Genomic DNA, 25907 nt, shown 5'->3' with positions numbered 1-25907 from the left:
CGAATGGACAGAGCCATGAAAGATGTTATGAATATTGAAAATTTATTTGTTAAAAAGCTAACCCGTAGTATCAACGGGGTTGTAAAAGCAGAACAGCTGGACAAAGAAAGCGTATCCATAGAATTGGATGAGTACGTTGTTACTGAAGAACTGAACAGGCACTTCCGAAACTTTTTTGAGACTTACACGCCCGCTGTCAGTGGTATGACGGATGCCTCCATCGCAGGGAAAATTGGTGTTTGGGTTTCAGGCTTCTTTGGGTCGGGTAAATCCCACTTCATTAAGATTCTTTCCTACCTGCTGGAAAACAGGGAAGTAGATAAAGAAGGGGTTCCTCTTAAAGCGATTGATTTTTTCGATGGCAAAGTGGACGGAGTACTTTACAACGATATTCACAGTGCAGTGACCAAACCCACTGATGTGATGCTGTTCAATATTGACTCCAGAGCGAACACTGAAGACAGAGAAGACGCAATACTCAAGGTATTCCTGAAGGTGTTCAATGAGAAGCTGGGCTACTGTGGTGATCATGCTCATATAGCCCACCTGGAAAGAGAGCTGGACAAGCGAAATCAGCTTGAAGCATTTAAAGCCAAGTTTGCCAGTCTGACGGTATCCACATGGGAAGAAGAGCGTGATGCATACGACTTCTATCGTGACGATATGTCAGAAGCACTTGCGTTCGCTACAGGGCAAAGTGATGAATCTACAAGACAGTGGGTCGAACAGCTCGAGTCCAATTTTCCTCTGGACATAAAGAACTTCTGCAAATGGGTAAAAGAGTACATCGATAGCCAGAACGACAGAAACGTTCTGTTCCTTGTGGATGAAGTGGGTCAGTTCATCGGTGACAACACCCAGATGATGCTCAAACTGCAGACGATTACTGAAGAACTGGGCACTATTTGTAAAGGGCGAGCCTGGGTCGTTGTAACATCGCAGGCCGATATCGATGCCGTACTGGGGCAGTTCAGTACCAGTAAAGGTAACGACTTTTCAAAGATTCAGGGCAGATTTTACACCCGTATTTCTCTCTCCAGTTCCAATACTAACGAAGTCATTCAAAAACGTTTGCTGGAGAAAAACGAAACAGCGAAAGCAGAGTTGTCTCGACGGTTTGCCGAGAAAGGCGACATCATTCGTAATCAGTTGATGTTTGATAAAACGACGACAGCTGAATTATCCGGTTACAAAGACACCATTTCGTTTGTCGATAACTATCCGTTCGTCCCGTATCACTACCCACTGGTTCAAAAAGTGTTTGAATCCATCCGTACCAAGGGTGCAACGGGTAAACATCTGGCAATGGGTGAGCGATCTCTGCTGGACGCTTTCCAGTCAGCAGCCAAACAAATACGCAACCGTGAAGTGGGAGCACTGATTCCGTTTTATTGCTTCTACAGTGCTATTGAGAGTTTTCTGGAACCTGCGGTTAAAAGAACCATTGATCAGGCCTGTACACTGGATACTCTGTCAGAGTTTGATGGTCAGATGCTCAAGACCCTGTTCCTTATTCGTTATGTGGATACGGTGAAAAGCACACTTGATAATCTGGTGACACTTTCTATTGATCAAATTGATGTCGATAAAATTTCACTGGGCAAACAGATCGAAGAAAGCCTCAATCGCCTTGAACGACAGCTGTTGATTGCCCGCAATGGTGATGAATATATATTCCTGACCAATGAAGAAAAAGAGATTGAAAACGAGATTCGCCATACTGACGTAGAGTCTGCAGAACAAACTCGGAAATTATCTGAACTTATTTTCGATCAGGTACTGCAACGTAAAAATCAGTACCGCTATCCGGAAAATAAGCAGGACTTCAAAGTCAGCCGGTTCTGTAACGGTCACCCAAGAGATGGAGCTAATCTCGAAGATCTGGTGATTCGGGTTATCTCCCCGTTGGACAGCACGTACACCCAGTTTAATGAGCAACAGTGTCTGGCACACTCCCACGAATCCAACGGTTGTGTCCTGATTAAACTGGGCGAAAACAAACGCTTGTGGGATGAACTTCAAACTTTTGTGAAAACTGATCGATTCCTAAAGGTAAATTCCGGGCAGCGTCCAGAGCAGGAACATTTGATCCGTGAAAAATCGCTGGAAAATAATGAGCGAAGTAAACGGCTACGGCACGAATTTGAAGACCTGTTCAGAGAAGCAGAGTTTTTTGTGATTGGCTCTCGTTTTAATCCCGGAGCTTCAGCGCCATCGGGTATGGTGGAAGAAGCCTACAGTTATGTGATCCAGAATACCTTTGCGAAACTGGGCATGCTGAAACCAACCCAGAGTGATATTAATCAGGAAATACGTTCAGTTCTGGCAGCGGACGATATAGCTCAATTGGGTTTTGATATGGGTGATGCTCAGTGCAATCCCCAGGCAACCAAAGAAGTAGAGCAATACATAAGCCTGAAAATTGAGTTGAATCAGCCAGTATCCGTTAAGGATGTTGTTCATCATTTTACTCACCGCCCTTATGGCTGGCCCGATGATGAAGTGCTTTTGCTACAGGCAAGGCTGGCACTGGCCGGTAAGATTAACTTTATCTACAACAAGGAAGAGCTGCCACGGCACAGGGTTTATGATCGTTTGACCGGTCGAAGAAGCTGGCCTGATTTACGTCTTCAAAGAATACGGCAGCATGAAGAGCGTGATCTCACTAAAGCAGCAAAACTGTATAAAGATCTTTTCAGTAAAACATTCACGGGCACGGGCGAAAAAGCACTGGATGAAAGCCTGAGAAATGAGCTCAATAAGTGGCAGGATACGCTGAAAAGTTGTGACAACAAATCCCAGACAGGGCAGTTCCCTGGCAAAGATGTCATACAAAATGGTCTGACATTAGTGTCGGGTATTCTTGCTAATAAAGACAGCTTTCGGATGATTCAGCACCTGCTTAAAGTAGCTGGTGACCTGGATGAGTTTTCAGAAGATTTTGAAGACGTAGATGATTTCTATTCTTCCCAGTTCAATACCTGGCAACAGCTGGCCAAAGCACTGAACAGCGATTTCAAACTGAACCAGGCGGCTCTGGAGAAAGAAGCCGTTGCAGCCAGTGCTCTGCAAAAGCTGGAAGCTATCTATAGCAACGCTTCGCCTTACAACAGTATCAGTCAGGTAAATCGTCTGATTGAACAGGTTCGGACGGTTAACGAAAGGCTGTTGTCTGAAAAGCGTGAACATGCACTCAGTCGCATTGATGAACGCTTGGGGCGTATCAATGGGCAACTGGAAGAAGTATCCGCTCCGGACAACCTCAGAAACACCGCATTGAGGAAGTTGCAACTTTGCCGTAAGAACATTGAAAAGCAATTATCCATTGCCGAGATTTTCAGTGCCCAAAATGAAGCATCAGACCATGAAGAAGATGCAGAACTGGTGATTAACCAATACGTTGAAACAGAACGTAAACGTTTGGAGGAAGAACAGAAGAAGAGGCTGGCAGCGGTAGCCGCATCCAAACCTGTCGTACAGGCAAAGTCAGTGGCAGGCAAGACCATTGAAAAGCCAAAACCTCAGGTGGCCGAACCTGCTGCACCGGTTTATGTCAAACGGACCATCAGCTTCAGTCCGGACTCAGTAGCACCTCGCCATTATCTGGAAACGGAAGAGCAGGTCGAGGCTTATCTGGACAATATTCGTAAAGAATTGATGAAAGCAGTGGAAGATGGGGATCGGATACGGATTCGATAATCAGAACCTGATCTGAAGTAAAGACGGCTGCAGTAAATTAGAGCGCTCTGATTTTCTGCAGCCAGTAAATGAGTAAAAATTAGCCTGTGTCGTTTGCAGACAATGACTTATTTATTTTTCGCCGGACCGTTCCATCGACCTTTACCAGAGGGGTTGCCAGTAGTGCTTGGCTTTCCTCCAGGGCTATATGGATTTTGTGGGGTAGGAGTTTTTCCGGAACCGTTTCCATTAGTATTCTTGTTACTGTTACTCATAATAATTCCTTAGTCATTTAAATGAATTTGCAGCGGCTCTGTGAGCTGCGTGTTCAAGACTACTGATGAACCTGTTGGGCTGTTAGTGATACTCCACGGGAAAAACGGCGTTTTCAGGTAAAACTAACGTACTATCGAATTAATAAAAATCTGAGATGTAATTGAAGCATAATGAATAATTGGGTCAAAAAAGGTTTTACCAGTCCGTTATTTTTTAACTGTCCTGAGTTGGCACTTGAGCTATGGGGTATAGCTAAGGGGACAGAAATATTTACAAAAATTTCTGATCTAACAGGTGTCAAAGTCCAGCCTACAGAAAAGACGCTTCGTAAGTTATTAAACGAACCTTGGAATGCCACTGACACCTCTGCTAATAAACTTCTTAAATTCTATAGAAAAGCGTTCACAAAACTGGGAGCCTCTGATGAGGATATAAAGGTCTTTATCGAAGGTAAAAAAGAGTGGACTGCTCGTAATGGAGCCTGGCGTAGTATATTGTTTGGTTTTCGAAGACAGTACGGAGCACGATTCTTCCCTAACACGCTTGCACTTGTCGAACAGCTCTTGAACAAAGAACATATTGCATTTATTGAAGGGCGATCTAACTGCCCTGTCGATCTGGCTACGGCGAAGTTTACCCAAACTGAATACTATAAAAAATACGCTTTGCCGTTAACAGGTCTGGATAGTTTTGAGACAGTATCAAAACACACAGATATTGATAATATAGTTGATGATATTGAGGCAAATGTTGAGTTTAAACATTCAGTATTTCATGGTGGGATAAGTTTACAGATGGATATATTGGCATGCCTGGAAGTTGAATGGCTTGCCAATAGTGATAGCTGTCATTTGACAGGTACAAAACATCAGAGTGCCATCGTGGATATTTTGCCGGAATTCCGCGAGGGGAACATTATTTGGCCATTAGACAAATTATTATTACGCTGGCGAACAGAATGTGGCTTAACAACCTGGCAAGCAATGGCAGCAGTTATAGCAAAAGAGAAGACTGTTTCAGATAAAGAAAGAGATGATGAGACACATCACGAATATACATTACGACAAATTCATGATCTTCGGGCAAAGCACAGAATTGCCAAAGATGAGGTTGTAATGGATTGGCTGAAAAAATTATGTGAGGCAGGTGGTCTGTATTATTCCGAACAGGCGAACCTCGGTTTGTACAGAGTTGCATCGTTTATGACACGATTACTTCGCGATTGCGAAGCCGACCAAAAACGCTCAGAAAACCCGGATAAGGAGTTATCCCCCCAGCAGCTTATTGCTGCTTTTGAAACGTATAAGCTGCATTTTAAACATCATTTATCTGCTGCTGAAAAATAACTCGTTACAGCAGCAGATAAATGAATGATTAGATATCGTTTTTGGTTAAATGCCAGCCCGAACTGTTCGGGCAAGCATAAATATTTAGCCTTATACCTTGTTCTTCATGCAGGATATTGGCTCTGAGAAGAGCCTGCCCCATTCCTTCATAAGTTTCTTTTGGGCGGCCATCGGAACCAGTGCAATGACTGCATTTCTTACTGGGGGTATGTCTATTTAATGGAGAGAGGTGCCACAAGTTGCAGCGATTACACTGGTAGGGTGTAAGTGCATTGTTATATTGAGCACTGGCGTATTCAGCAGCACTATGAGCTTCTAATTCTGAAGAATATACGGAGAGAGGTGAACCTGACAATTTGCCAAAACAGGTTTCGCTTTTCATGAGAAGAGCTCCTTGCTGATTATTGTTCGTTGTGAGTGAACGAATGTCAGAAGGAAGATATTTGAACTGATGATCATTAAAAAGTGATACCCGAGGGGAAAAATAGAACTTAGGCTGGTGTAACTGTTGACTATTAACCCCCATTCTGAAAGACAAGTACTTGTTTTATCACAACCGACTTAGAATAACTGCTTATACCTTTTTTACCCCTCCATCTCGTATTATTAGCCTGTTAATATAACCCTCGTCGTATATGTTCGACATAGCGGTATTCCTGAACGGTCATTTTCTCAAAAACCAGTTCTACCGAAAAACTAAAAACTCTTGGAGATAACAAATAATGACGGGTTTCCGGACGGATCCATCAGTATTAACTCGTTCAGAATTACGAAATCAGCGCCTTGATGAATTATTGAGTAGTTGCAGAAACCAGGTGTTACAACAGATTGTTGGCCCTTTTGGACTTACTCCAGCCATGTTTGACGACAAAGAGGGTGGCAATGTTACAACGCTTCATAATTTTGAAAATGGAGTGACAGCAACGGCTGAAGATCAGGCTCGTTATGAACAATATAACGACGTGAAAAATAACGGCAATTACGACAGAAAAGAATACGATCGGGATTTCCGTCAAACCCGCAAAGATATCCTGCAATCTGATGACCCGGTCATCAGTGCTTATACTGGTAACGAACTGCCGAAAGACGGCAGAATGCATCTGGATCATGTGGTTGCTGCGAAAACAATAGAGACCGCTGCTGAATCTCACCTCTATATGAACCAGGAAGAGCGCATTCAGATGGCCAATCAGGATGCGAACCTGAAACCTTGTGAAAGCAACGTTAATCAGTCGCTTCAGGACAAGGAAAAAATGGAATGGGCGAATGCCCAGCGTAAGGCTGATCCAGGTAAAACCAATGCCGAGTCCTTTGGTGTTGATCTTGAATTAATGGAAAAAACCAACAATGACGCAAAAGAAGCCATTAAATCCGATCAATTAAAAGCTCAAATCCAGAAGCAGGGAACAGAACTGCTACAGACAGGAGCATCGGAAGCCGGGAAAAATGCCCTTCGTCAAGCCATGGGTGTATTACTGCATGAATTCGTGAGTGGTGTTTTTAACGAAATTACGGTGATTTTCAAAAACCGCAGTATCGATAACATTGTTGAACACGTTTTACAGGCCGCCAAAAGGGTAGCCGTTCGGGTTAAAAACAAAATGAAAACAGCGTTGGAAGCGGCCTTCAGTGGTGGCATTCAAGGTTTTATCAGTAACTTGCTGACATTTATGATTAATACTGTCGTCAAAACTTCAGCCAAAGTGGTCACTATTATCCGCGAGAGCATCAGCGGAATCTATAAAGCAGTAAAACTGGTTATTAACCCTCCTGAAGGTACCCCTCGTATTGAAGTTGCACGACAGGCCACAAAGATATTGGCTGGTGTGATTACCACGGGCTTTGGTCTGTTTTTTGAAGAAGCGATTAAAGGATTTATTCTGACAGTGCCCGTATTGGCGCCACTGGGCGATATATTTGCTACGGGTGTTACTGCTGTGCTGACGGGTATCAGTGCTGCGGTAATGATGTATGGACTTGATCGTTTTTTTGATTGGCTGTCCTCTTCCGGTACTGAATTTTTACAAGCCATTGAATCGAACCTTGATGCGACTAAAAATAATATTCAGTCGATGGCTAACTGGATACAAAGTCAGTATCAGAACTCTGTTCAATATCAGGCCATAGGTGAAGGTTACCTGTTGATTGAAGCAGACCTTCAGGATACTGCCCGCTCTTATCGTCAGATGTCACATTCTTTGTCCAGAACACTGGGTGAGCGCACTCATACCTTAAACCAGTTATCAGCCGGCTATGAAAGCACTCGTGACAGAGGGATAGAGCTGGATGCATTACTGGATAGTTATCAGCTTGAAAATCAGGATGTAAAGTGAGCAATATTATAAAATCCATGGCAGGGGTTAATCTGCCAGACAGCCTTAAAAGTCAGCTGCAGGTGAAGGAACTGATTGCAAGCTTTACTGCGGATTACAAAGAACTCGATAACCTGAAGAATGCTCGTGAGAAACATGAAAGCCGAAGTGCAATAGCCCGCTGGTGGAACTCGGATGAGTTGGAAGAAGCTCAGCTGGATGCCCAGGAACTACAAGCTCGCTTCTCCAAGAAGTTGGGGCAGTTGATGGCGATAAGCATCGAGCAATCAAGAATGCTGTCGAGTCAGCAGGATGATCTGAAAAGTCAGCAGTCCAAAATTCAGAAGCAGACGGCCCAGCTGAAAAGCAATTCTGAAGATCTCGCCAGTCAGCAAACAGATCTTGAACAACAAAATCAGGAATTGAACAAGCTGGTCAAAGAGTATTTTGCGCTAAAAGGCTTGACTGAAGAAGGTGCGACAAAGCTTATTCAGATTGCTAAAGAAGTAAAAGCGACGAAGACGAACTTGCTGGCAGAATTTGATGAACGACTGGCCGTCATCAAGTTTCTTCGTGAAGATGTGATTGAGAAGATGGCGCATCTTACTCAACAGCAGCATGCCACACTAACTGATTTCCAGCAGTCTCTGTCTGGTGAGTATCAGGCGCTTTCTGCCCAGGTTGCAGAGTCAGAGCAGTCCAGAGAAAAGTATAATGTGCAACTGTCAAAAGAGATGACAGTCATTGATGAAACCTTGGCTCGACTAAACAGTCAGCAGGAAGACGATCGCAACGCGCAAAACCAACAGTTAGCAGAACAACAGAACCAGTGGCAGGAAGCCCAGAGTGAGTTGAGGAAGCTGTTTGACGGACAACAAATTGAAAACCAGGAATCCATAGAGACACTGAAAAAACAGTTTGGTCATGATTTATCGACACTGGGCCAACAGGTAACCGCGAATCAAAGTCAGACATCAGAAGACTTGCTGGCACTGCAGGAAAAAACGGACGACAGGTTAAAAGCATTGAACGTCGGGTTTGATGACAGCCACAGCAAATTGACCGAGTCGATTAACGCTCTGGAGACACAGAGAGCGGCTGACATTTCTCGTCAGGAACAAAACTGGAAAGAAGAAAAACAGCAACTTGAGTCGAACCTTCGTACAACACGATACGCTTGTGGGGGAGGATTTGTTCTCGTCAGCTCCGCTATTGTTGTACTCGGGCTGGTTTTGAAAGGCGTGATTGTTATCTGATTAAGTCAGAACTAATACCCATAAGCCAATCTGGCAGGCAGGCTCAGCCTCAGTGATCGCATTCCCACGCTCTGCATGGGAATGCATACCCGAAAATCATCACACTCCCATCCAGAGCTTTGGATCAAATCACCCTGAAAATTTGCGCCACACGGCCTTACCTATGAAGCCTCATCCACTGGTACAATAGAATCATTCTATGTTTCAGTCTCTTGCGAAGAGACCATTTCCAGGTTCGATTCTATGAACACCTCCCGAATTAAAAAGTATGCGCCTAAAGCGCGTACGGCCTTTATTGATGCGGTTACCGCAAAAGCGACACTGTTTGGTATTCATTCAGACACCACCATTGACGAAGCAAAGGTCACTGGTGAGGTTATGCAGATTGGCAGCAAAACCTTTTCTTCCAGCCTTGCGCCTTTACGACAGCGGCTGGTGGAACGAGTGCAGCGTCAGGGCTTTGAAGCACTGATGGAACAAGTGGCCTATAGCTGGTTCAACCGCTTGTGCGCCATTCGTTATATGGAAGTCCATGACTACCTTGGGCATGGTTTGAAGGTGCTGGAAGATTTTGAGATTTTGCAGCACGCCGCCGATGCTGCGGCTGATCTGGAAGTTGACCGCAACGCCGTACTCGACCTCAAGCTCAACAACAAAGACGAAGAACTGTATCGACTGTTGTTGCAGGCGCAATGTCATCAGTTACATAAAGCCATGCCGTTTCTGTTTGAAGCCATTGATGATGAAACCGAACTGCTCTTGCCCGACAACCTCACCCGCACCGATTCCCTGATTCGTTCATTGGTGAACGAACTACCGGAAGAAGACTGGCAGCAGGTAGAAGTCATTGGCTGGCTGTATCAGTTTTATATTTCCGAGAAAAAGGATGAAGTCATTGGCAAGGTGGTGAAGAGCGAAGATATTCCCGCCGCCACCCAGCTGTTTACCCCGAACTGGATTGTGAAATATCTGGTACAGAACTCCGTAGGTCGCCAGTGGCTGCAAACCTATCCGGATTCCGCCATAAAAGGCGAGATGGAATACTACATCGAGCCTGCCGAACAGACGGACGAAGTTAATAAGCAACTAAAAGATATCACCCCAAAAAGTATCGACCCGAAAACCATCAAAGTGCTCGACCCGGCCTGTGGCTCCGGTCATATTCTGGTGGAAGCCTATAACGTACTGAAAGCCATTTACGAAGAACAGGGTGAGCGGCCAAGGGATATTCCCAAACTGATTCTGGAAAACAACCTGTTTGGTCTGGATATTGATGACCGTGCGGCGCAACTGGCGGGTTTTGCCCTGATGATGATGGCTCGCAACGACGACCGTCGTATCTTCACCCGTGAGATAAAACTGAATATTTTGTCATTGCAGGAAACTGCACACCTGAATTTGCCAAAGCTTTGGAATGCGCTGAATCTGACAGGTAAAGCAGGGCATGGCACATCAACAGGCTTGTTTGAGGAAACAGGCTCTGAGATAGCAGTGCAGGATGAAAACTATCAACTGCTGGCGGATATTCTACAACGGTTTGAACAGGCGAAAACCTTTGGTTCCCTGATTGATGTGCCTGGGTCACTGGCTGAACCGTTGAAAGCTTTGCTGGATCAGTTGCGGGAGCTGGCTGAAAGAGGGGATACGGTGCAGAAACCGGCGGCTAAGGTGTTGGTGCCTTTTGTGCGGCAGGCTTGGGTGTTGGCTCAGCGGTATGATGCGGTTGTGGCAAATCCGCCGTATATGGGTGGTAAGGGTATGAATGCTGATTTAAAGATTCTTTCGAAAACAAAATACCCAAATAGTAAATCTGATCTGTTTTCCATTTTTATAGAACGTTGTTTAGAGTTAGGAGTTGAAAGCGCTGATCTTGGATTAGTTACCCCTTATGTATGGATGTTTTTAAGTTCTTACGAAAAACTCCGTGAGGATATAGTTAATAAGCACACTTTAACAAGCTTAATTCAGCTTGAGTACAATGCATTTGCTCCAGCATGTATTCCAGTATGTACATTTACCATTAGTAAACAACATCTGAGTGGCTTTACTGGCGGATATATAAGGCTTTCAGACTTCAAAGGACACCTTAGCCAAGCACCTAAAACTATTGAAGCAATTGAAAATAGAACATGTAGCTGGTTCTTTGAAGCGAGGCCTGAGGATTTTAAAGAGATACCGGGATGTCCAATTTCTTATTGGGTTAGTCATGATTTCAGAAATCTATTTTCAGGCAAACTTTTATCTGAATGTTTAGATCTAAATGCAGGTATGTCTACAGGTGATAATGAGAAATTCCAACGGCTTTGGTTTGAGGTATCAATAGAAAATATTGAATATTGTGCTTCAAGCAACGAAGAAGCCAAAATTAGTAATAAGAAGTGGTTTCCATGTAATAGTGGCGGCGAATTCAGAAAATGGTTTGGAAATAACTCAATTATTGTCAATTGGGAAAATGATGGCTATGAGATAAGAAATTTTAGAAATGATCAAGGGAAATTAAGATCAGCACCAAGAAATACTGAGAAATATTTTCAGTCAGGAGTAACATGGACGAAGCTATCATCCGGTAGATTTGCGGCAAGATGGATGGATAGCGGTTTTACATTCGATGATACTGGCAGGTCAGGTTTCTTAAAATCGAATTATTCGAGGGAGTCTATTCTTGCTCAAATGAATTCAAATTTATCGCATGAATGTTTGTCAATGCTTACTCCTTCAATGTCATTTACGAGTGGTGAGTTAGAAAAAATACCTGTTGTTGTGAACTTCAATGATTCTTTAAAGGATAAAGTATGTGATTTAGTAAAATATCACCGTGAGGATTGGAATGGGTTTGAGAGAGCGTGGGGGTGCAAATTAAATTCACTTGTAAAACTTAAAGTGAAGAGTATTCCAAGCGCTTATGAGCTGTTCAAAGTTAATTCCTCTAAAAATGTTCATTATTGTCGAGAAATTGAAATACTTATTTTTAGTGAAATAAATAAAATTGCCAAAATTGAAAATGAAATATCAAACTCAATTCCTATTGAGCAGATCACTTTAACAGTTAACCCCCATTACCGCTACAACAGCAAAAACGCTACCGATCAAGAGCTGGAAAACCGCTTCCAATCCGACACCCTAGCCGAACTCATCAGCTACAGCATCGGCTGCATGATGGGCCGCTATTCCCTCGACCGTGAAGGTCTGGTCTACGCCCATGCCGGTAACGAAGGTTTCAACAAACTAGTGGAAGAAAACGCCTACCAGACTTTCCCGGCAGACGACGACGGTATTATTCCCATGCTGGACGAACCCTGGTTTGGTGACGACGCCACCAACCGGTTCCGTGACTTTGTAAAAACCGTCTGGGGTGAGGAGAGCGTTAACGAAAATCTGGACTTTGTCGCCCAAAGCCTCTGCCTGTACGGCATCAAACCGAAAAAGACCGAAGGCGCACTGGAAACCATCCGTCGTTATCTGTCTACCCAGTTCTACAAAGATCATCTGCGCACCTACAAAAAACGCCCGATCTACTGGCTGTTCAGCTCGGGTAAACAGAAAGCCTTTGAGTGTCTGGTCTACCTGCACCGTTACAACGAAGGCACACTGGCACGGATGCGTACCGAGTATGTCACACCGTTGTTAGGCAAATACGATGCAACCCTGCAACAGCTGGACGAACAGGTTGAGCGTGCCTCCAGCACCGCCGAAGCCAATAAGCTGAAAAAGCAGCAAACCGCGCTGGAGAAAAAGCTCACCGAACTGCGCGCCTTTGATGACAACCTGAAGCATTATGCGGATAGGCGAATTTCGCTGGATCTGGATGATGGGGTGAAGGTGAACTACGGCAAGTTTGGTGGTTTGCTTCATGATGTGAAGGCGGTTACTGGCAAGAAACCTGCTTGATTTCATCTCTTTTATTCTCGTGTATCGACGGGCTCTGCTTTAGAGTCTGTTGGTGCAGAGAAAACGGAAATTTTTATCCTGCTGGTTGTGTTAAAACATCACGGTAATGAATCTAACTCTTAGCTCGCTTTTAACAAGGCGCGGCGTGTGAAATTTGTTAACCTATACACGGCTGAAAACTTCTATTAAGGAAAACCAGAGGCATCTGTTTATGGATCAGGCGGTACTTGAACGGCAACTACTGAAGCTTTTATCACTACATGCCCCAGTGAAGGCACGAAAACTTGCAAGTGTACTTGCTGATGAATTCGGTCTTCATGTTGATCGCAGTGATGTAAATTCTGCTCTATACCGCCTTAAGTCGGGAGAGAAGACTTCCGTAGACAGTTCCTATCAATGGAGTTTAGTTGGGCACTCTTCACCGAATGTTTCTAAGCCTAAAACGACTGAATCCGTAGTCGTGCCCATTGAGCCTGCACAGCCAACGATCACCTTTACTCCTGAACAGCAATCCATTATCGACCTTGACCCTTTCCAGCACTTGCTGATCAGGGGGCAAGCAGGCAGCGGTAAAACAACGGTTCTTGCGGCTCGGGCAGGCCGAATGCTGTCTGCTATGAACAAGGGCAGCTTACTGTTTTTGACTTATAACACGGCTCTTTGTGCGTATGTGAAAAATGCTTTTCAACAGGCAGGCATGAAAGGGGATATTGATGTCCGAACCTTTCATGACTGGTCTCGGGTTGCAGCCAAAGAACTGGGTGCTGATTTTGTCGGTTGGATTAATAGTAAGTCACGGACTGAACAGCTTAAAAAACTGATTGAAGAAGGGCGTGACGAGCTGGGTGAACACCGCCTTTATGACCTAAAAGCTTCTCCGCACCTGCTTGGCTGGTGGAGTGATGAAATAGCCTGGTTATTTGGTCAGCATGTCACTCACCTTAATGAATACCTTGATATTGAACGTATTGGCCGGGGAACGGCGATTCGTGTTTCAAATGAAGACCGTAGATTTGTCTGGTTCGTTTTCGAATTGTATCAGGAGTGGCTGGAAGAGACTCAACAGGAAGACTATGACAACCCGGCCGGGCTGATTTTAAGGGCTCTTATGGAGCAGCAGGCGACAGATCTTCCTGAAAGCCTCAGATATGATCATGTGATGGTTGACGAGGTTCAGGATTTTGATAAAAGCTGGTTATTGGCCGCTGTAAAAATCCCCAGAGTGTCGTTGAGTCTTGCGGGCGATCTTGCGCAAAAAATCTATCGCCGAAGCTTCACCTGGTCCTCAGTGGGTATACAGGTGATGGGGGGACGTTCCCGTAGACTCTCTGCAAGCCACCGAACTACTCGCCAGATTATGCAAGTAGCTGAATGTCTTTTAAAAGATAACGATGTGACAGCAAGTTCTGATTACACCGTCCCCGTAGCGCCGAGAAAAAATGGTCCTGTGGTTACACGGGTAATTGGTTCTGACCCCAGGCACTCTTATGAACGGGGTTACGAGCATATTGCCCGTGAGTTTAAGCTGATGCGAACAACCACCGTTGCTGTTGCATTACCCTTTACACGGCAGTTATATCCAGCCACCAAGGCTTTGGAAAAGCTGGGTGTGAAGGCAAAAAATGCCAAGGGGGCCAGCCTGGGTAAATTCGGTGGAGGAGTGGTTGTAACTACCTATCACCAACTTAAGGGGCTTGAATTTGATCATGTGGTTGTTATGGGGTTACACGACGCTCAATACCCAGGTCGCCTGCTCGAAGCCCTGCCTGAAGAAGACAGACCTGATGAAATGAACCTGATGCGTAGAATCCTGTATGTTGCGCTGACTCGTGCCAAACAGAGTGTGACATTGGTGGGTTCTGATCCATTTTGCCGTTTTTTTGATGATATTCCGGCTGAGTTTTTTGAAACGGTAAGCTGATTAACTTAATGACATTTATCTCGGCTGGAGTGGAATAAACCCAGCCGATCATGGAAGTAATAATGAAAAAAGTGGGTGTACCGCTTCAGTCTTTATCCGAAATCCTACCGAACAGTTACTTTAGAATTCCTGATTACCAGCGCGGTTACGCGTGGGAAAAGCCCCAGGTCGATGACATTCTTAAAGATATTGATCACTTGCTTGGATTAGAGTCTGAAGTAATTTCAAGCCATTACACGGGCACATTGGTAGTTACGGCAGCCGGTAATCACAATGACAATCCTGTTTATGAGGTTGTTGATGGACAACAACGGCTGACGACGCTGGCTATTATAGTGGGTTGTCTTATCAATAAGGTTGAAGACAAGAAGTATTTTAAAGAATTACAGAGCCTTTATCACTGTAGGGGTGATGTTGGTAATGAGTATTTTGTATTACAGCTTAATAATGAAACCCGAGTATTTTTTGAAAATGTAGTACTCGGTAGCGAGAGCGAAAGAGAGTATCCGGCGACATTAAATGCTCATAAAAACCTATTATCAGCTCGAAAAATCATAGAACGCTGGATCAATGGACACCTGAAAAATAGCACATCAACATTGGAACAATTGCTAAATGTTGTTCTGAAAAGACTAGGGTTTATAGTTTATGCTCCTATGCATGATGCTGAAGTCGGGATTATGTTTGAAGTAATCAATAACAGGGGTAAGGATCTCAGCGAGCTGGAAAAAGTTAAAAATTACCTTATCTACTGCTGTGCCAAAATGGGAACTGGTCAGTTACGTGAGTATATTAATGACTCATGGGCTCAAATTTTACGGGGACTGACAGCCGCAGGGAAAACGTCAAATCAGGAAGAATCAGCTTTCCTGCGTTATTGTGCCATTGTCTTTTTCCAATTTAATAAGAGTGAATCTCATAACTCCTACAAAGAGTTAAAAAAGAAGTTTGATGTGGATTCTATTTGTCAGACGAATGAATCTAAGGCCGATGCGTGTGAGCAACTAAAAAGTTTTGTTAGTTTCATGACGTCCGCAGCTTACTGGTATAAAGCACTCTACGCTCCTGAAACTGTCCAGCTGGAACAAAAACTCGCTGACAGTCTTGAACTGCTACGTGCTCAGAACCACCACGCCTCAATCATGCCTCTGATTCTGGCTGTTTTAATCAGGAGCAAAGGAGAAGGTTCAGCTGCTTTGAACCACCTGAAATTATTGGAAATACTCAATTTCAGGGTCTATCTGGCAAATAATATTACCAAACGCTCAGATACAGGACAGGGGGACCTTTTTGGTTATGCAATTGAATATTATGAAAATCTCCCATGGCAAGAAGAGTGGAGCTTCGCTGCAAGTGATAGGAACATAAACAACTATGACTTGTGGTTAGAAGTTATGCTTGTTCAGTTCATTAAACATCATTGCAGTGACGGGTTGTTTGAAGAATCATTTTATCTTGATGAAAATGAAAACTGGATGGATTTTTATAAATGGACGGGTCTGCGCTACTTTCTTATGAGCTACGAGTCATATCTACAGCCCAAAAAAACCATCAGCATTGATCGGATACTGCTCAAACCGTCAGACAAAAAGACCAATGATTATTTTTCTGTTGAACATATATGGGCTACTGAAAACCGCAGTAATGAAGGTGAAAACGACCGTTTTCAGGATCAGTTTCAAAAACGCCGCTTAGGTAATTTTTGCTTGTTGGAACTAGGAATTAATATCCAGTCCAGTAACCAGGATATTGAGGATAAGATAGCCGTCTATTTCGGTGAGAATAGTGACCACCAAATAACTGAATTAGCGCATGTCAAATTGACAAAAGATGATACTGAAGAAGCTCTTGAAGAACTTTCTGAGATGAGAAGGACAAAAAATTACTACAGCTCATTAGCGAGTGAACTTTGTGATCGACAGGAGGAGCGCTATGTTAAGTTTGCCATGGAGCGCTGGTCTGTTGATGACTATCTTGGTGCAGAGGATGACTCTGACGAGGATGAAGAATGAACATTGAACAACTGAAACAGGGCTTAGAGGCCAAGTTTCAGAATCACAGGGTTGTCTTCTGGTATGACCCTGAAGAGAGCTTTAAAGAGAGCATCGAGTCGCTGTTACTACCTGAAGTGACTGTTCTTACAATGGATGGCTTGTCTACGTTCGAAGTAAAGAAACGGATAGAGCTGGATGAACCTGAAAGTCGTTTTTTGCTGTATTTCGCCGATGATTTACCCGATCCGGAAAGTGACTGGTTACTGGATATCCGTCTATACAGCACCCAGTTTTACGCTGATGCAAGTTCGATGCTGCTGAATGAGTTGGGCATCAGCCAAATGTCATTACGCAGGCATATACAGCAACGACAGTCATTTTTTGCGAGCAGAAAACGACTGGACGCCTTGAAACAACGAGTGGATGCGTCTGAGTCTGAGTCAACTCTGGACTTGAAAATGATGGCGGTACTGGTGGGCACAGAGTCATCAGGTTTCGACGAGATTCTTCTCAAGTTATTTTTCGAGTATGCAGATACTTTTGACAGCGAGTCCAATACACAAACGCTCTGTCGTAAACTCGAGAAGCAAGGGTTTCTTCCAGCGCTGTTTTCTGTAGCGGCTGAACAATTTGGTTACATATCTGAAGAGCCGTCTCTTTCCGATTTACTGCTTAAGTTATTTTCTACCGAGTTATGGGACTCCCTTGAGGGAGATCATAAAAACTGGCTGAACAGCAACGTATTACCGACAGCATCTGGGCGTGCTACGGCTATTGCGTTTATGAGTGGCTGGCGTGACAGCCGACGGTTTGCGAAGTCATACGACAAGATTTCAGCTGACCTGGAAAATAAGCTGGATGTAGCCAGTAATATCCGCAACAGTTCTCTTGAATCTTTATTGAACTGCTCAACATTTGAAAGCGTTGAGCAGGCGGTGATCAAATACTTGGTTACTATTGTTCTGACTTCAGACCCGTCACTGACTCGTAGCCAGTTTGATAATGCTGTTTCTCAAAGGATGACCGGACACTGGTGTTTAATACGCCCGGAATATACGGCTATCTACCAGGCCCTGAAAGCAGCCAGTGACTTGTTTGAGATACGTAAAAGATACAATGAGGGCTTTGCGTTTGAATCGATAGAAGCCATTTACTCAGCGTATGAATCGGACCTGTACCGATTTGACCAGTTTTATCGTTTGTTTAATGAGCATGCAGACAAGGTTCAGGCAAAAGGCGCTGATATTCTCAGGCAGCTGGATGAGGCCGTTGAAGAGCTTTACTGTAATTGGTATTTGTTTGAGCTGGGACTCACCTGGGACAGGTTACTGGAACAGCAACAAACTGAGCAGGGCAGCATTGATTATTGGCGTATAGCCGGGACTTTATCTCAGCAGGACTTCTTCAGGGATCAAGTGAAGTCGGCACTGAATCAGTCTCAGGTTAAACGGGTATTTGTTGTTGTTAGTGACGCCCTTAGATACGAAGTGGCAGAAGAGCTTTCCAGAACGATCAATGGACATAAGCGCTTCAAGGCAGAATTAGGTTCTCAGCAGGGTGTATTACCAAGTTACACCCAGTTAGGTATGGCTTCACTACTGCCCCATAAAGAACTGGCCTATGACCAGCGGCAAAACGCTACGGTGTTTGTAGATGGTCAGTCTTCTGCCGGCCTTGAAAATCGCAATAAAATACTGGTAGCTCATCAGGGTATGGCTGTGTCAGCAAAAGAGCTGTTAGGTTGGTCTAATCAGGAAGGCCGAGAGAAGATACGAGATGCAAATGTCGTGTATATCTATCACGACACGATTGATGCGACTGGCGATAAAGCCGCTACTGAAGATAAAACCCTGAAAGCCTGTCGTGATGCAATCGGCGAGCTTGAAGACCTGGTGGGTCGTATTATCAACCGGCTGAATGCCAGCCGTGTTGTATTGACGGCTGACCATGGCTTTCTATTTAGACAACAGGCACTGGTATCTGCTGATAAAACCGCTCTGACTCAGCGACCTGACAGCGCCTTCGAAGCTAAGAAACGCTACATTCTGGGCACGAACCTGCCCTCTGAAGAGAATTGCTGGAAAGGCTCTGTTTCAGTAACAGCAGGTACCAGTTGTGATACCGGCTTTTTATTGCCAAAGGGCGTTAACCGTTTTCATTTCATGGGTGGTGCCCGATTTGTGCATGGCGGTGCAATGCCTCAGGAAATCTGCGTACCTGTAATGGTTATAAAACCGTTGCAAAAACAGCAAGCTGAAAAGAAAACCAGACAAAAGGTGGGCGCTGTTGCTGCCAGTCAGCCGATAAAACTGGTCAATAACATAGACACTGTTCGTTTCTTGCAAACTGACGCTGTGTCGGAGCTGTTTATCCCCCGTTCTCTTGTTTGCAGCATTATAAATGCTCAAGGGAACACTGTTTCCAGCGAAGAAACCGTAGTATTTGATAGTGCGTCCGACAATATGGCAGACCGTACCCGAGAAGCTCGCCTTAAACTGATTGGTTCGGATTTTGACCGTACAGCGGTTTATACCTTGAAGCTGGTGGATGCAGAAACCAATATGGAGTACAGCCAGTACAGCGTGAATATTGACTTGGCTTTTGAGGATGATTTTTTCTGACTAGTCGTATTTATAGAATATGATTTCTTTATAGTTCTGAGAAAGCAGGCATTTAACATAGTCATAGCCAGTCTTCGAATAAGGCTGGCTATGACGGTCAATAGGAAAGTCACGATAAATAGTACTTGTCACTTGGGTCAATACAGATAGTTCATTCCTTTGTAGTCATTAGAGTTCTAATACAGGGCAAAAAACACGTAAAACGGACCGCATCTCTCTCATGGGCGAACGGTAGTACTAAGTGGTAGTATCCACTGCGCTTAAGGTTAGGGCTTTAATCTTTTATTTCAGCCCTTATCCCAGTCTTTATGGTTAGTCTTTGAAGAATTAACCGGTCACCCGTGCATGAAGGTCATAGATGGAATTCCTGGAATCAACAATTAATATAGTCTTTTTGACTTTTATCATTCTGACGCTGATCACAGCAATAGTGTTTCGAAAACAAGGTAAAGCCAGTGAGTTTGTTAACTATGCGCCAACTCTTTTAACGACGCTGGGTATCTTTGGCACGTTTTTCGGTATTGTCCTTGGACTGATGGCGTTTGATCAGAATAATATTGAAACCAGTATTCCACCGCTTCTTGCTGGCCTTAAAACAGCATTTTTTACCAGTCTTGCAGGCATGCTGGGATCATTGCTGCTGAAAACACTAACAACGACTCCCTGGCTTAGACCAAAACAACTGGAAGAATCAGGCAGTGAAGCCTCACCCGAACAGATTCTTGCCACGATGCAGGCGCAGTTAAAAGCTACTGAAGAGTTGAAGGAATCTTTGGTAGGTAATGAAGAGTCAACTCTGGTTGGGCAGCTGAAGATCATGCGCGGTGATGTGAATGATAATATGAAGATGTCCCGCAATCTGGCTACTGAACAGTTTGATAAGCAGCAGGAGCAGTTTGTTGAGTTCTCCGACAAACTCTGGCTGAAGATGCAGGATTTTGCCGATACGTTGTCAAAATCTGCTACTGAACAAGTGATTGAAGCTTTGAAGCAGGTGATTGTTGATTTCAACAACAATCTTACTGAACAGTTTGGTGAAAACTTCAAACAGCTGAACGACGCCGTTTATAAGCTCGTGGAGTGGCAGGATAATTATAGACAGCAGCTGGAACAGATGAACCTGCAGTATGAACAAGGTGTACAGGCTATTACTGCAACAGAAGTATCCGTTGCTCATATCAGTGATAAAACCCAGTTAATTCCTGAAACCATGAGAGATCTTCATGATGTTATGACCGTTAACCAGCAGCAGCTAGGTGAACTTGAGCAGCATCTGGAAGCCTTCAAGGATATGCGTGACAAAGCAGTAGAGGCTGTACCAGAGATCCGTCGTCAGGTGGAAGAAACCGTAACTGATATTTCAGCGGCTGTTACTACCGCCAATACGCACTATAAAGAGTTATTGACTGAATCTGATCGTTATATCCAAAACCATATTCAAACTTCAGAAGATTTGTTGGGCAAGTTCTCAACAGAAACTGAAAAAGGCATCGAAGTGGTTGGTAAGACCATTGATTCCGCAGCTACTGAGTTTACTAATAATACAGCTCGTACCAATGAAAGCTTGCAGACCAGTTCTGATTACCTACAAAAACAAACGGAAACTATCAAGCAGCACCTTAGCGATACCGTCAGTGAATTGAACAGTACTGTTCGGGATATGATCGAAAAATTGGTGGTTGATGCACAGTCCATCAATAAAACCATGCACGAAGCCAATCAGAATCTGGTGACCGATACCGGGGATGTACGCGACGCTATGTTGAAGTCAACAGAGCAATTACAAAAACAATTGGGTGAAATGCTTGAACAGGCTGCTACCCAGCAAGTAAACCAAGCTAAAAAGACTTTCGATGCAATGGAAGAGCAGGTTCGCCAGCAGGTAGGTATGACCGGCGAAGCGGTGGACAGCCAATTGAAACTGATCGACCAGTCTATGCAGCAGGAAGTCACTCGAGTGATGACTGAAATGGGGCAGGCTTTAGCCCAGGTAACAGGTAAGTTCACGGATGACTACATCAAGCTAACCCAGGCTATGAATGAAATTGTTAGACGGCAGGCCGCTTGATGGAACAGATTTTCGGAACGCAGAAAAGCGATAGTGAAAGTGGTGAACACTGGCTCACTATCTCTGACCTGATGGCTGGTTTAATGATGGTGTTTCTGTTTATCGCCATTGTTTTTATGCTGGATACCCAGAAAGAAAACGAAAAGATTAAAAGCGTTGCAGTGGCTTACCAGGAGAATCAGGTCGCTATTTATGACGCTCTTACAGCTGAATTTGAAGACGATCTGACACGCTGGGGAGCTGAAATAGACAAGGAAACGTTGTCTTTCAATTTCAAGTCACCGGAAGTCCTGTTTGATATCGGAAAAATATCATTAAAGCCTAGCTTTCAGTCCATTCTGAATGACTTCTTTCCTCGCTATCTGGCCGTGTTAAAGCCTTTCAGAAAATCACTGGATGAAGTTCGAATAGAAGGTCACACCAGTAGCGCCTGGAATGCTAATAGTACGGAAAAAGCCGCCTATTTTAAAAATATGTCGCTGTCTCAAGGTCGTACACGTTCTGTTCTGTATTACCTTTATGGGATTGTTCCCCATGAAACAGCATGGATAAAACGCAATATCGCCGCAGTAGGCTTTTCTTCATCACGACTCATCCTGAAAAAGAATGGGCAGGAAGACGCTAGACGCTCAAGGCGCGTGTCATTCCGAGCTATTACTAATGCGGACATACAGATCAAACGGATATTGGAGGCTGAATCTTGAAGCTTTCAATCGATTTTAGTGCCTTACATAGAGCTGTTGCACCTTTAAAACATACAGTACTCGAATTCAATATTACTAGCCAAGCCACTGAGTTGGTATCTATAGCCGGAGACCTACTGAAAGGTCAGGTGTTAGGGCGTGATATTCAACTCGAAGATATTGATGGCACTCAGGGTATTCTGAACTATAACGGGCATCAGGTGATGCTCTATATCCCGGATCAAGGAGACGACATCCTTGCTGTATTAAATGATGGCAAGCAAGGTCGACGCATTCATATTGCCGAGTGTTCAACGCTAGAACTTATGAGAAATACTGGCCGATTTGGGCGTTATGACGTTATAAGTCGTATGGATGGAATGTTCCCTGTGTTTGGTTCCAGTCCTGAAACTGGGGAGACTATTGAAGGTGATGCTGATTTAGGAGTGTGTAAGAATTGTCTGAAAGTACTGAATTATCAGCGCTATGATGACCTTCCTTGGGCAGATAAAAATACAGTTTTTTCTGACTTTAACTTCGAAAGTTTTTTTGAGAGCTACAGTTCATTTTTCAAAAGTCTACCTGCGTCGAGTGAATCAGCAAAGTCTGGTTATACTTCAAACTGGCCAGCCATTTCAGCTAGAGTTCGTCGACAATTAAATTATAACTGCGAACATTGTGGAGTTGACCTTAAAGATCATGTTGGTTTACTCCATGTTCATCACATCAATGGCAATAAAACAGATAACCGGAGAGAAAATCTCCGTGGTTTGTGCGCTGCCTGTCATAAAAAACAACCTCATCATGGTCATTTGCATGTTAGCCGTGAGAATGCTCTTACAATAAATAACCTACGACGAAGTCAGCACAAATTCGATGTCTTTGACTACGACAGGCTTGAAGAATTTTCAGATACAGCTCTTGAAGGGCTGAACAGTAAGTGCCGTCGCTACAAGTTACCGATTCCAGACCTCGGGGTAATGGTGAAGTCTGGTCTAAAGGTAGTCTCCATTGATTTGGCCTGGCCAAGAAGCAAGGTAGCTGTACTGATTAAGCCAGACGATCAGTCATTACTTCAGTCTGAGGGATGGACAGTTTTCAGTCTGGGAGCGGCGATGAAACAGTTTGATCAGTTTCAGAAGCAGGTTCGTTAAAAGTAAAGTACTGAGTACCCAAGCATATTACTTCATATGTTCGGTTACTCAGCGTCATTTTGAAAACGGACACCTTATTTGGCTATTTTCCGGCCATTATTTTTAAAGAGAAAACGGACAGCTTATATAAAAAAAACAGAGTTTCGGACAGGTTCTTTGGAGGAATGTTTCTCATTCATGGGGTTATATGCATGATACTGGCCATTTTATAGGACAATCAGGGGTCATAATTTGTGCTTCTCACCATCAAAAATAATTTCTAGTTTAGATGAAAGTAATTTCTTAAAACTAGAGGTAGTAGGAAATTCTAGATAAAAAAACGCTATTACGAAAGTAATGGCGTTTTTTTTTACTTATGAAAAATGGAAGCTGCATTTACTCGAGTTTGAGAGGAGTATGTTTCTCGAAGCATACAGCGAGATCTTTGTCGTAAGTGCAGGCAAAGCTTACAGCCCGAGCTCGTCTACAACGCTAAGAAGTCCAATACTCACGAGCGTAGAGTGATTCAGTAACGGCTAATGAAAAAACTCTGGATTTACAATAGAATTCGGTCAAATTGAATTTATTGTATTCATTCAGCAAGAGAGCAGTATGGCTATTATTCCAAAGAATTACGCTTCGCTTGAGACGGGCTACCGGGACCTGGCGCTCAAACTCTTTCCATGGGTTTGTGGTCGTTGTGCTCGTGAGTTTCAATACTCCAAAATTCGTGAGTTGACTGTGCATCATATCGATCACGATCACAGTAATAACCCAAGCGATGGTTCTAATTGGGAACTTCTGTGTCTCTATTGCCATGATAATGAACACTCAAAATACAGTGACGCTCACCAGTACGGGTCGACTGTTAAGGCGGGTTCTGATCTTAACCAGGATGTGGCTACAGGTAATCCTTTCGCTAACCTGAAAGCGATGATGGATAAAAAGTGAGTTGAAGAAACGTTCGTTAGTGGTTGGCTGCAGATCCCATGAAACAATCTGCAACCAACCTCTGATAAAATCAGTGCCGTTAGTTCACTGGCTATGGCAGGCAAGGAGCGCTTGCAGGCAAAGAGTGATCTCTTAAATTCCGGGAATGCCAATCGGTCCAGGAAGGTCCGGGATCAGTGCGCAGCCAGTTAACCAAATGAATATCATAATTATTATAAATGTTCTCTTCATAGTTAATCCTGAATGGCATGAGAGTTGATTCCAGAACAGAAGACAGTGGGTCAGCTATCCTAGTCTGATTGGCTGAGTATCTGTCCAACCGCCTCTGGGTTGTGTCATATCACTATTCCATTGAGCATGTTCTGCTCCTTTTGCTTTCAGAACAAGCTGCTGATAGTGGTTAGTTGTAATCTGGTTAGGAAATGCCTTTTTCATCATTGTATGAGATGCATGATGAACAACCCGGTCCAGTGAAGAGCTTTGCCTTTTGAAGTCTTCAGCGGCATCAACATTATCATTTTCCAGGTTAGTGGCAGTTTGTCCCTGGCAGTATGATGAGCAGGTGTAAGAAAGTTCGTTCAGCAATGCCAGAAAGCGGTGTTCTTTATTATCAGCCTGATAGGGAACAATAACTTTGCTTTCTGTATCAAACTTTATACCTGGAGGGCTGATTGTCACCTCAGTAGCGTCTTCTCTCAAACCGGCCGCACGACTGCGATCAATTTGCACGAGCTGAAAATCTGTTAGTTGTTTACGCTCGGGTAGCTCAGGAAGATACCTTCCGAGGTTTCCAGCTTCTATAGATCCTGTCGCTGCATGGGTTTGACTGCCTTCTCCTATGACGAAGTAATCCCGCAGCATTTGATATCTGTCATGAAAGTCTGAGGATGATTTTATCGGAACCAAACCGGCACTTTCACCAAGAGCTGTGCAAACTACGGGGTCATTTAATAGTCTGACGTTATCTATTGATCCATGTTTATGAGCGGATATCAGCAAATGTTCAATAGGCTGATTCAGTGCCACAGAAAGCTTATTGAGTTGATGTGCTGTTATTGGTCTGTTTGTCGTTCGGCGAGAAGAGGGCTCACCGTGATGATCCTGTTTCGCTATCCCGCTTAACACCAGCGCGAGCTTTATTCTGATCTGGTAACTTTGATTGCTTTCACCCTCGGTTTTCCAGGTATTTCCCTGTGACAGGTCTTTCAGTAAGGTTTTGATATTAGCTCTGTTAGCACGAAAGCCTTCGTAGTTATTTCTGAGAGAGCTTAGAGCCGTAATCTTTTCACTGCCAGTGTTTGATCGCTGGGAAGAATCAGTTTCCGGGTGATGTTTTAATGAAGCAGTGGCTTGTTCATGGGTGATATTTCTATTCTTGAGTCGGGTAGGGTCGGTATGTATGAAAGAACTGGCTCTCGGTAGTTCTGAGCGAGGTAGATTAATAACCTGAATTCGGCTGAAGCCCAGAAACCGTTTAAGTTTCGTAAGCCTGGTTGTTTTACTCTCAACGGTTCTGTCAGGAGTAGTGGTTCGTGAGTTTTTTGCACCGTCGATATTAGCCATAAAACGCCCTTAACAGTATGTATCTAACGCTACTTTCTATTAGCGGTTAGTAATTGATCAATATAAGAGCTGTTAAAACCATTAGCTAAGTATTACCCTTTTATACAATCATACCTATTTGTTTTTTTAAATATATCGAACTTCTCAAACTGGATCAGTAAAGGAAAAGTGATGGCACCAAAGCGAGCTTTGGTGCGTGTTTACAGGAAGAGGTCGA

At 43.9% G+C, this 25907-nt stretch carries 14 protein-coding genes; 12 read left to right on the top strand and 2 right to left on the bottom strand.

The window, feature by feature from the left end; translation table 11 throughout:
* Nucleotides 1–27 precede the first annotated feature (27 nt).
* Together brxC and EOPP23_RS14690 are read left to right on the top strand one after the other, a co-directional pair.
* Nucleotides 28–3699 carry a BREX system P-loop protein BrxC gene (gene brxC, locus EOPP23_RS14695; RefSeq protein WP_153766763.1) on the top strand — a complete coding sequence of 1224 codons (3672 nt, stop codon included), beginning with the start codon at nt 28–30 and terminating at the stop codon, nt 3697–3699.
* Nucleotides 3700–4124: 425 nt separating this feature from the next.
* Nucleotides 4125–5300, top strand: coding sequence for a hypothetical protein (locus tag EOPP23_RS14690; RefSeq protein WP_153766762.1), 1176 nt, complete (start codon nt 4125–4127; stop codon nt 5298–5300).
* Between the two features lie 28 nt (nt 5301–5328).
* On the opposite strand, the gene EOPP23_RS14685 is transcribed toward EOPP23_RS14690, so the two are convergent.
* Complete coding sequence (locus EOPP23_RS14685) at nt 5329–5682, bottom strand: hypothetical protein (RefSeq protein ID WP_153766761.1); 354 nt, start codon at nt 5680–5682, stop codon at nt 5329–5331.
* A 340-nt stretch (nt 5683–6022) separates the two neighbouring features.
* Between EOPP23_RS14685 and EOPP23_RS14680 the strand changes: the two genes are divergently transcribed.
* The 10 genes from EOPP23_RS14680 (at nt 6023) to EOPP23_RS14635 (ending at nt 24127) form a co-directional block, all read left to right on the top strand.
* Nucleotides 6023–7633: a hypothetical protein gene (locus EOPP23_RS14680; RefSeq protein ID WP_153766760.1), complete on the top strand. Its 1611-nt coding sequence runs from the start codon at nt 6023–6025 to the stop codon at nt 7631–7633.
* Nucleotides 7630–8868 (top strand): hypothetical protein, encoded by a 1239-nt coding sequence (locus tag EOPP23_RS14675; RefSeq protein ID WP_153766759.1) that lies wholly within the window; start codon nt 7630–7632, stop codon nt 8866–8868. The genes EOPP23_RS14680 and EOPP23_RS14675 overlap by 4 nt, the downstream gene beginning before the upstream one ends.
* A gap of 243 nt (nt 8869–9111) precedes the next feature.
* The gene (gene pglX, locus EOPP23_RS14670) at nt 9112–12756 is read left to right on the top strand and encodes a BREX-1 system adenine-specific DNA-methyltransferase PglX (protein WP_153766758.1); all 3645 of its coding nucleotides are present in this window, start codon (nt 9112–9114) and stop codon (nt 12754–12756) included.
* 211 nt (nt 12757–12967) lie between these two features.
* Nucleotides 12968–14677, top strand: a complete 1710-nt coding sequence (locus EOPP23_RS14665; RefSeq protein ID WP_153766757.1) for a UvrD-helicase domain-containing protein — start codon at nt 12968–12970, stop codon at nt 14675–14677.
* A 62-nt stretch (nt 14678–14739) separates the two neighbouring features.
* Nucleotides 14740–16689: a DUF262 domain-containing protein gene (locus tag EOPP23_RS14660; protein WP_153766756.1), complete on the top strand. Its 1950-nt coding sequence runs from the start codon at nt 14740–14742 to the stop codon at nt 16687–16689.
* Nucleotides 16686–19292 carry a BREX-1 system phosphatase PglZ type A gene (pglZ, locus tag EOPP23_RS14655; protein ID WP_153766755.1) on the top strand — a complete coding sequence of 869 codons (2607 nt, stop codon included), beginning with the start codon at nt 16686–16688 and terminating at the stop codon, nt 19290–19292. The genes EOPP23_RS14660 and pglZ overlap by 4 nt, the downstream gene beginning before the upstream one ends.
* A gap of 358 nt (nt 19293–19650) precedes the next feature.
* Nucleotides 19651–21360 (top strand): hypothetical protein, encoded by a 1710-nt coding sequence (locus tag EOPP23_RS14650; RefSeq protein WP_153766754.1) that lies wholly within the window; start codon nt 19651–19653, stop codon nt 21358–21360.
* A complete protein-coding gene (locus EOPP23_RS14645) occupies nt 21360–22064 on the top strand; it encodes an OmpA family protein (RefSeq protein WP_153766753.1) in 705 nt (234 codons plus the stop codon). The genes EOPP23_RS14650 and EOPP23_RS14645 overlap by 1 nt, the downstream gene beginning before the upstream one ends.
* Nucleotides 22061–23197 (top strand): HNH endonuclease, encoded by a 1137-nt coding sequence (locus EOPP23_RS14640; RefSeq protein ID WP_153766752.1) that lies wholly within the window; start codon nt 22061–22063, stop codon nt 23195–23197. Before EOPP23_RS14645 ends, EOPP23_RS14640 begins: the two co-directional genes overlap by 4 nt.
* Before the next feature lie 591 nt (nt 23198–23788).
* Nucleotides 23789–24127, top strand: a complete 339-nt coding sequence (locus EOPP23_RS14635) for a YajD family HNH nuclease (protein WP_135512722.1) — start codon at nt 23789–23791, stop codon at nt 24125–24127.
* Nucleotides 24128–24412: 285 nt separating this feature from the next.
* On the opposite strand, the gene EOPP23_RS14630 is transcribed toward EOPP23_RS14635, so the two are convergent.
* A complete protein-coding gene (locus tag EOPP23_RS14630; RefSeq protein WP_153766751.1) occupies nt 24413–25690 on the bottom strand; it encodes a hypothetical protein in 1278 nt (425 codons plus the stop codon).
* Nucleotides 25691–25907: the final 217 nt, after the last annotated feature.

The sequence above is a fragment of the Endozoicomonas sp. OPT23 genome, assembly GCF_009653635.1.
GTDB lineage: Bacteria > Pseudomonadota > Gammaproteobacteria > Pseudomonadales > Endozoicomonadaceae > Endozoicomonas_A.
This window is presented reverse-complemented; position numbering and strand designations above follow the sequence as displayed.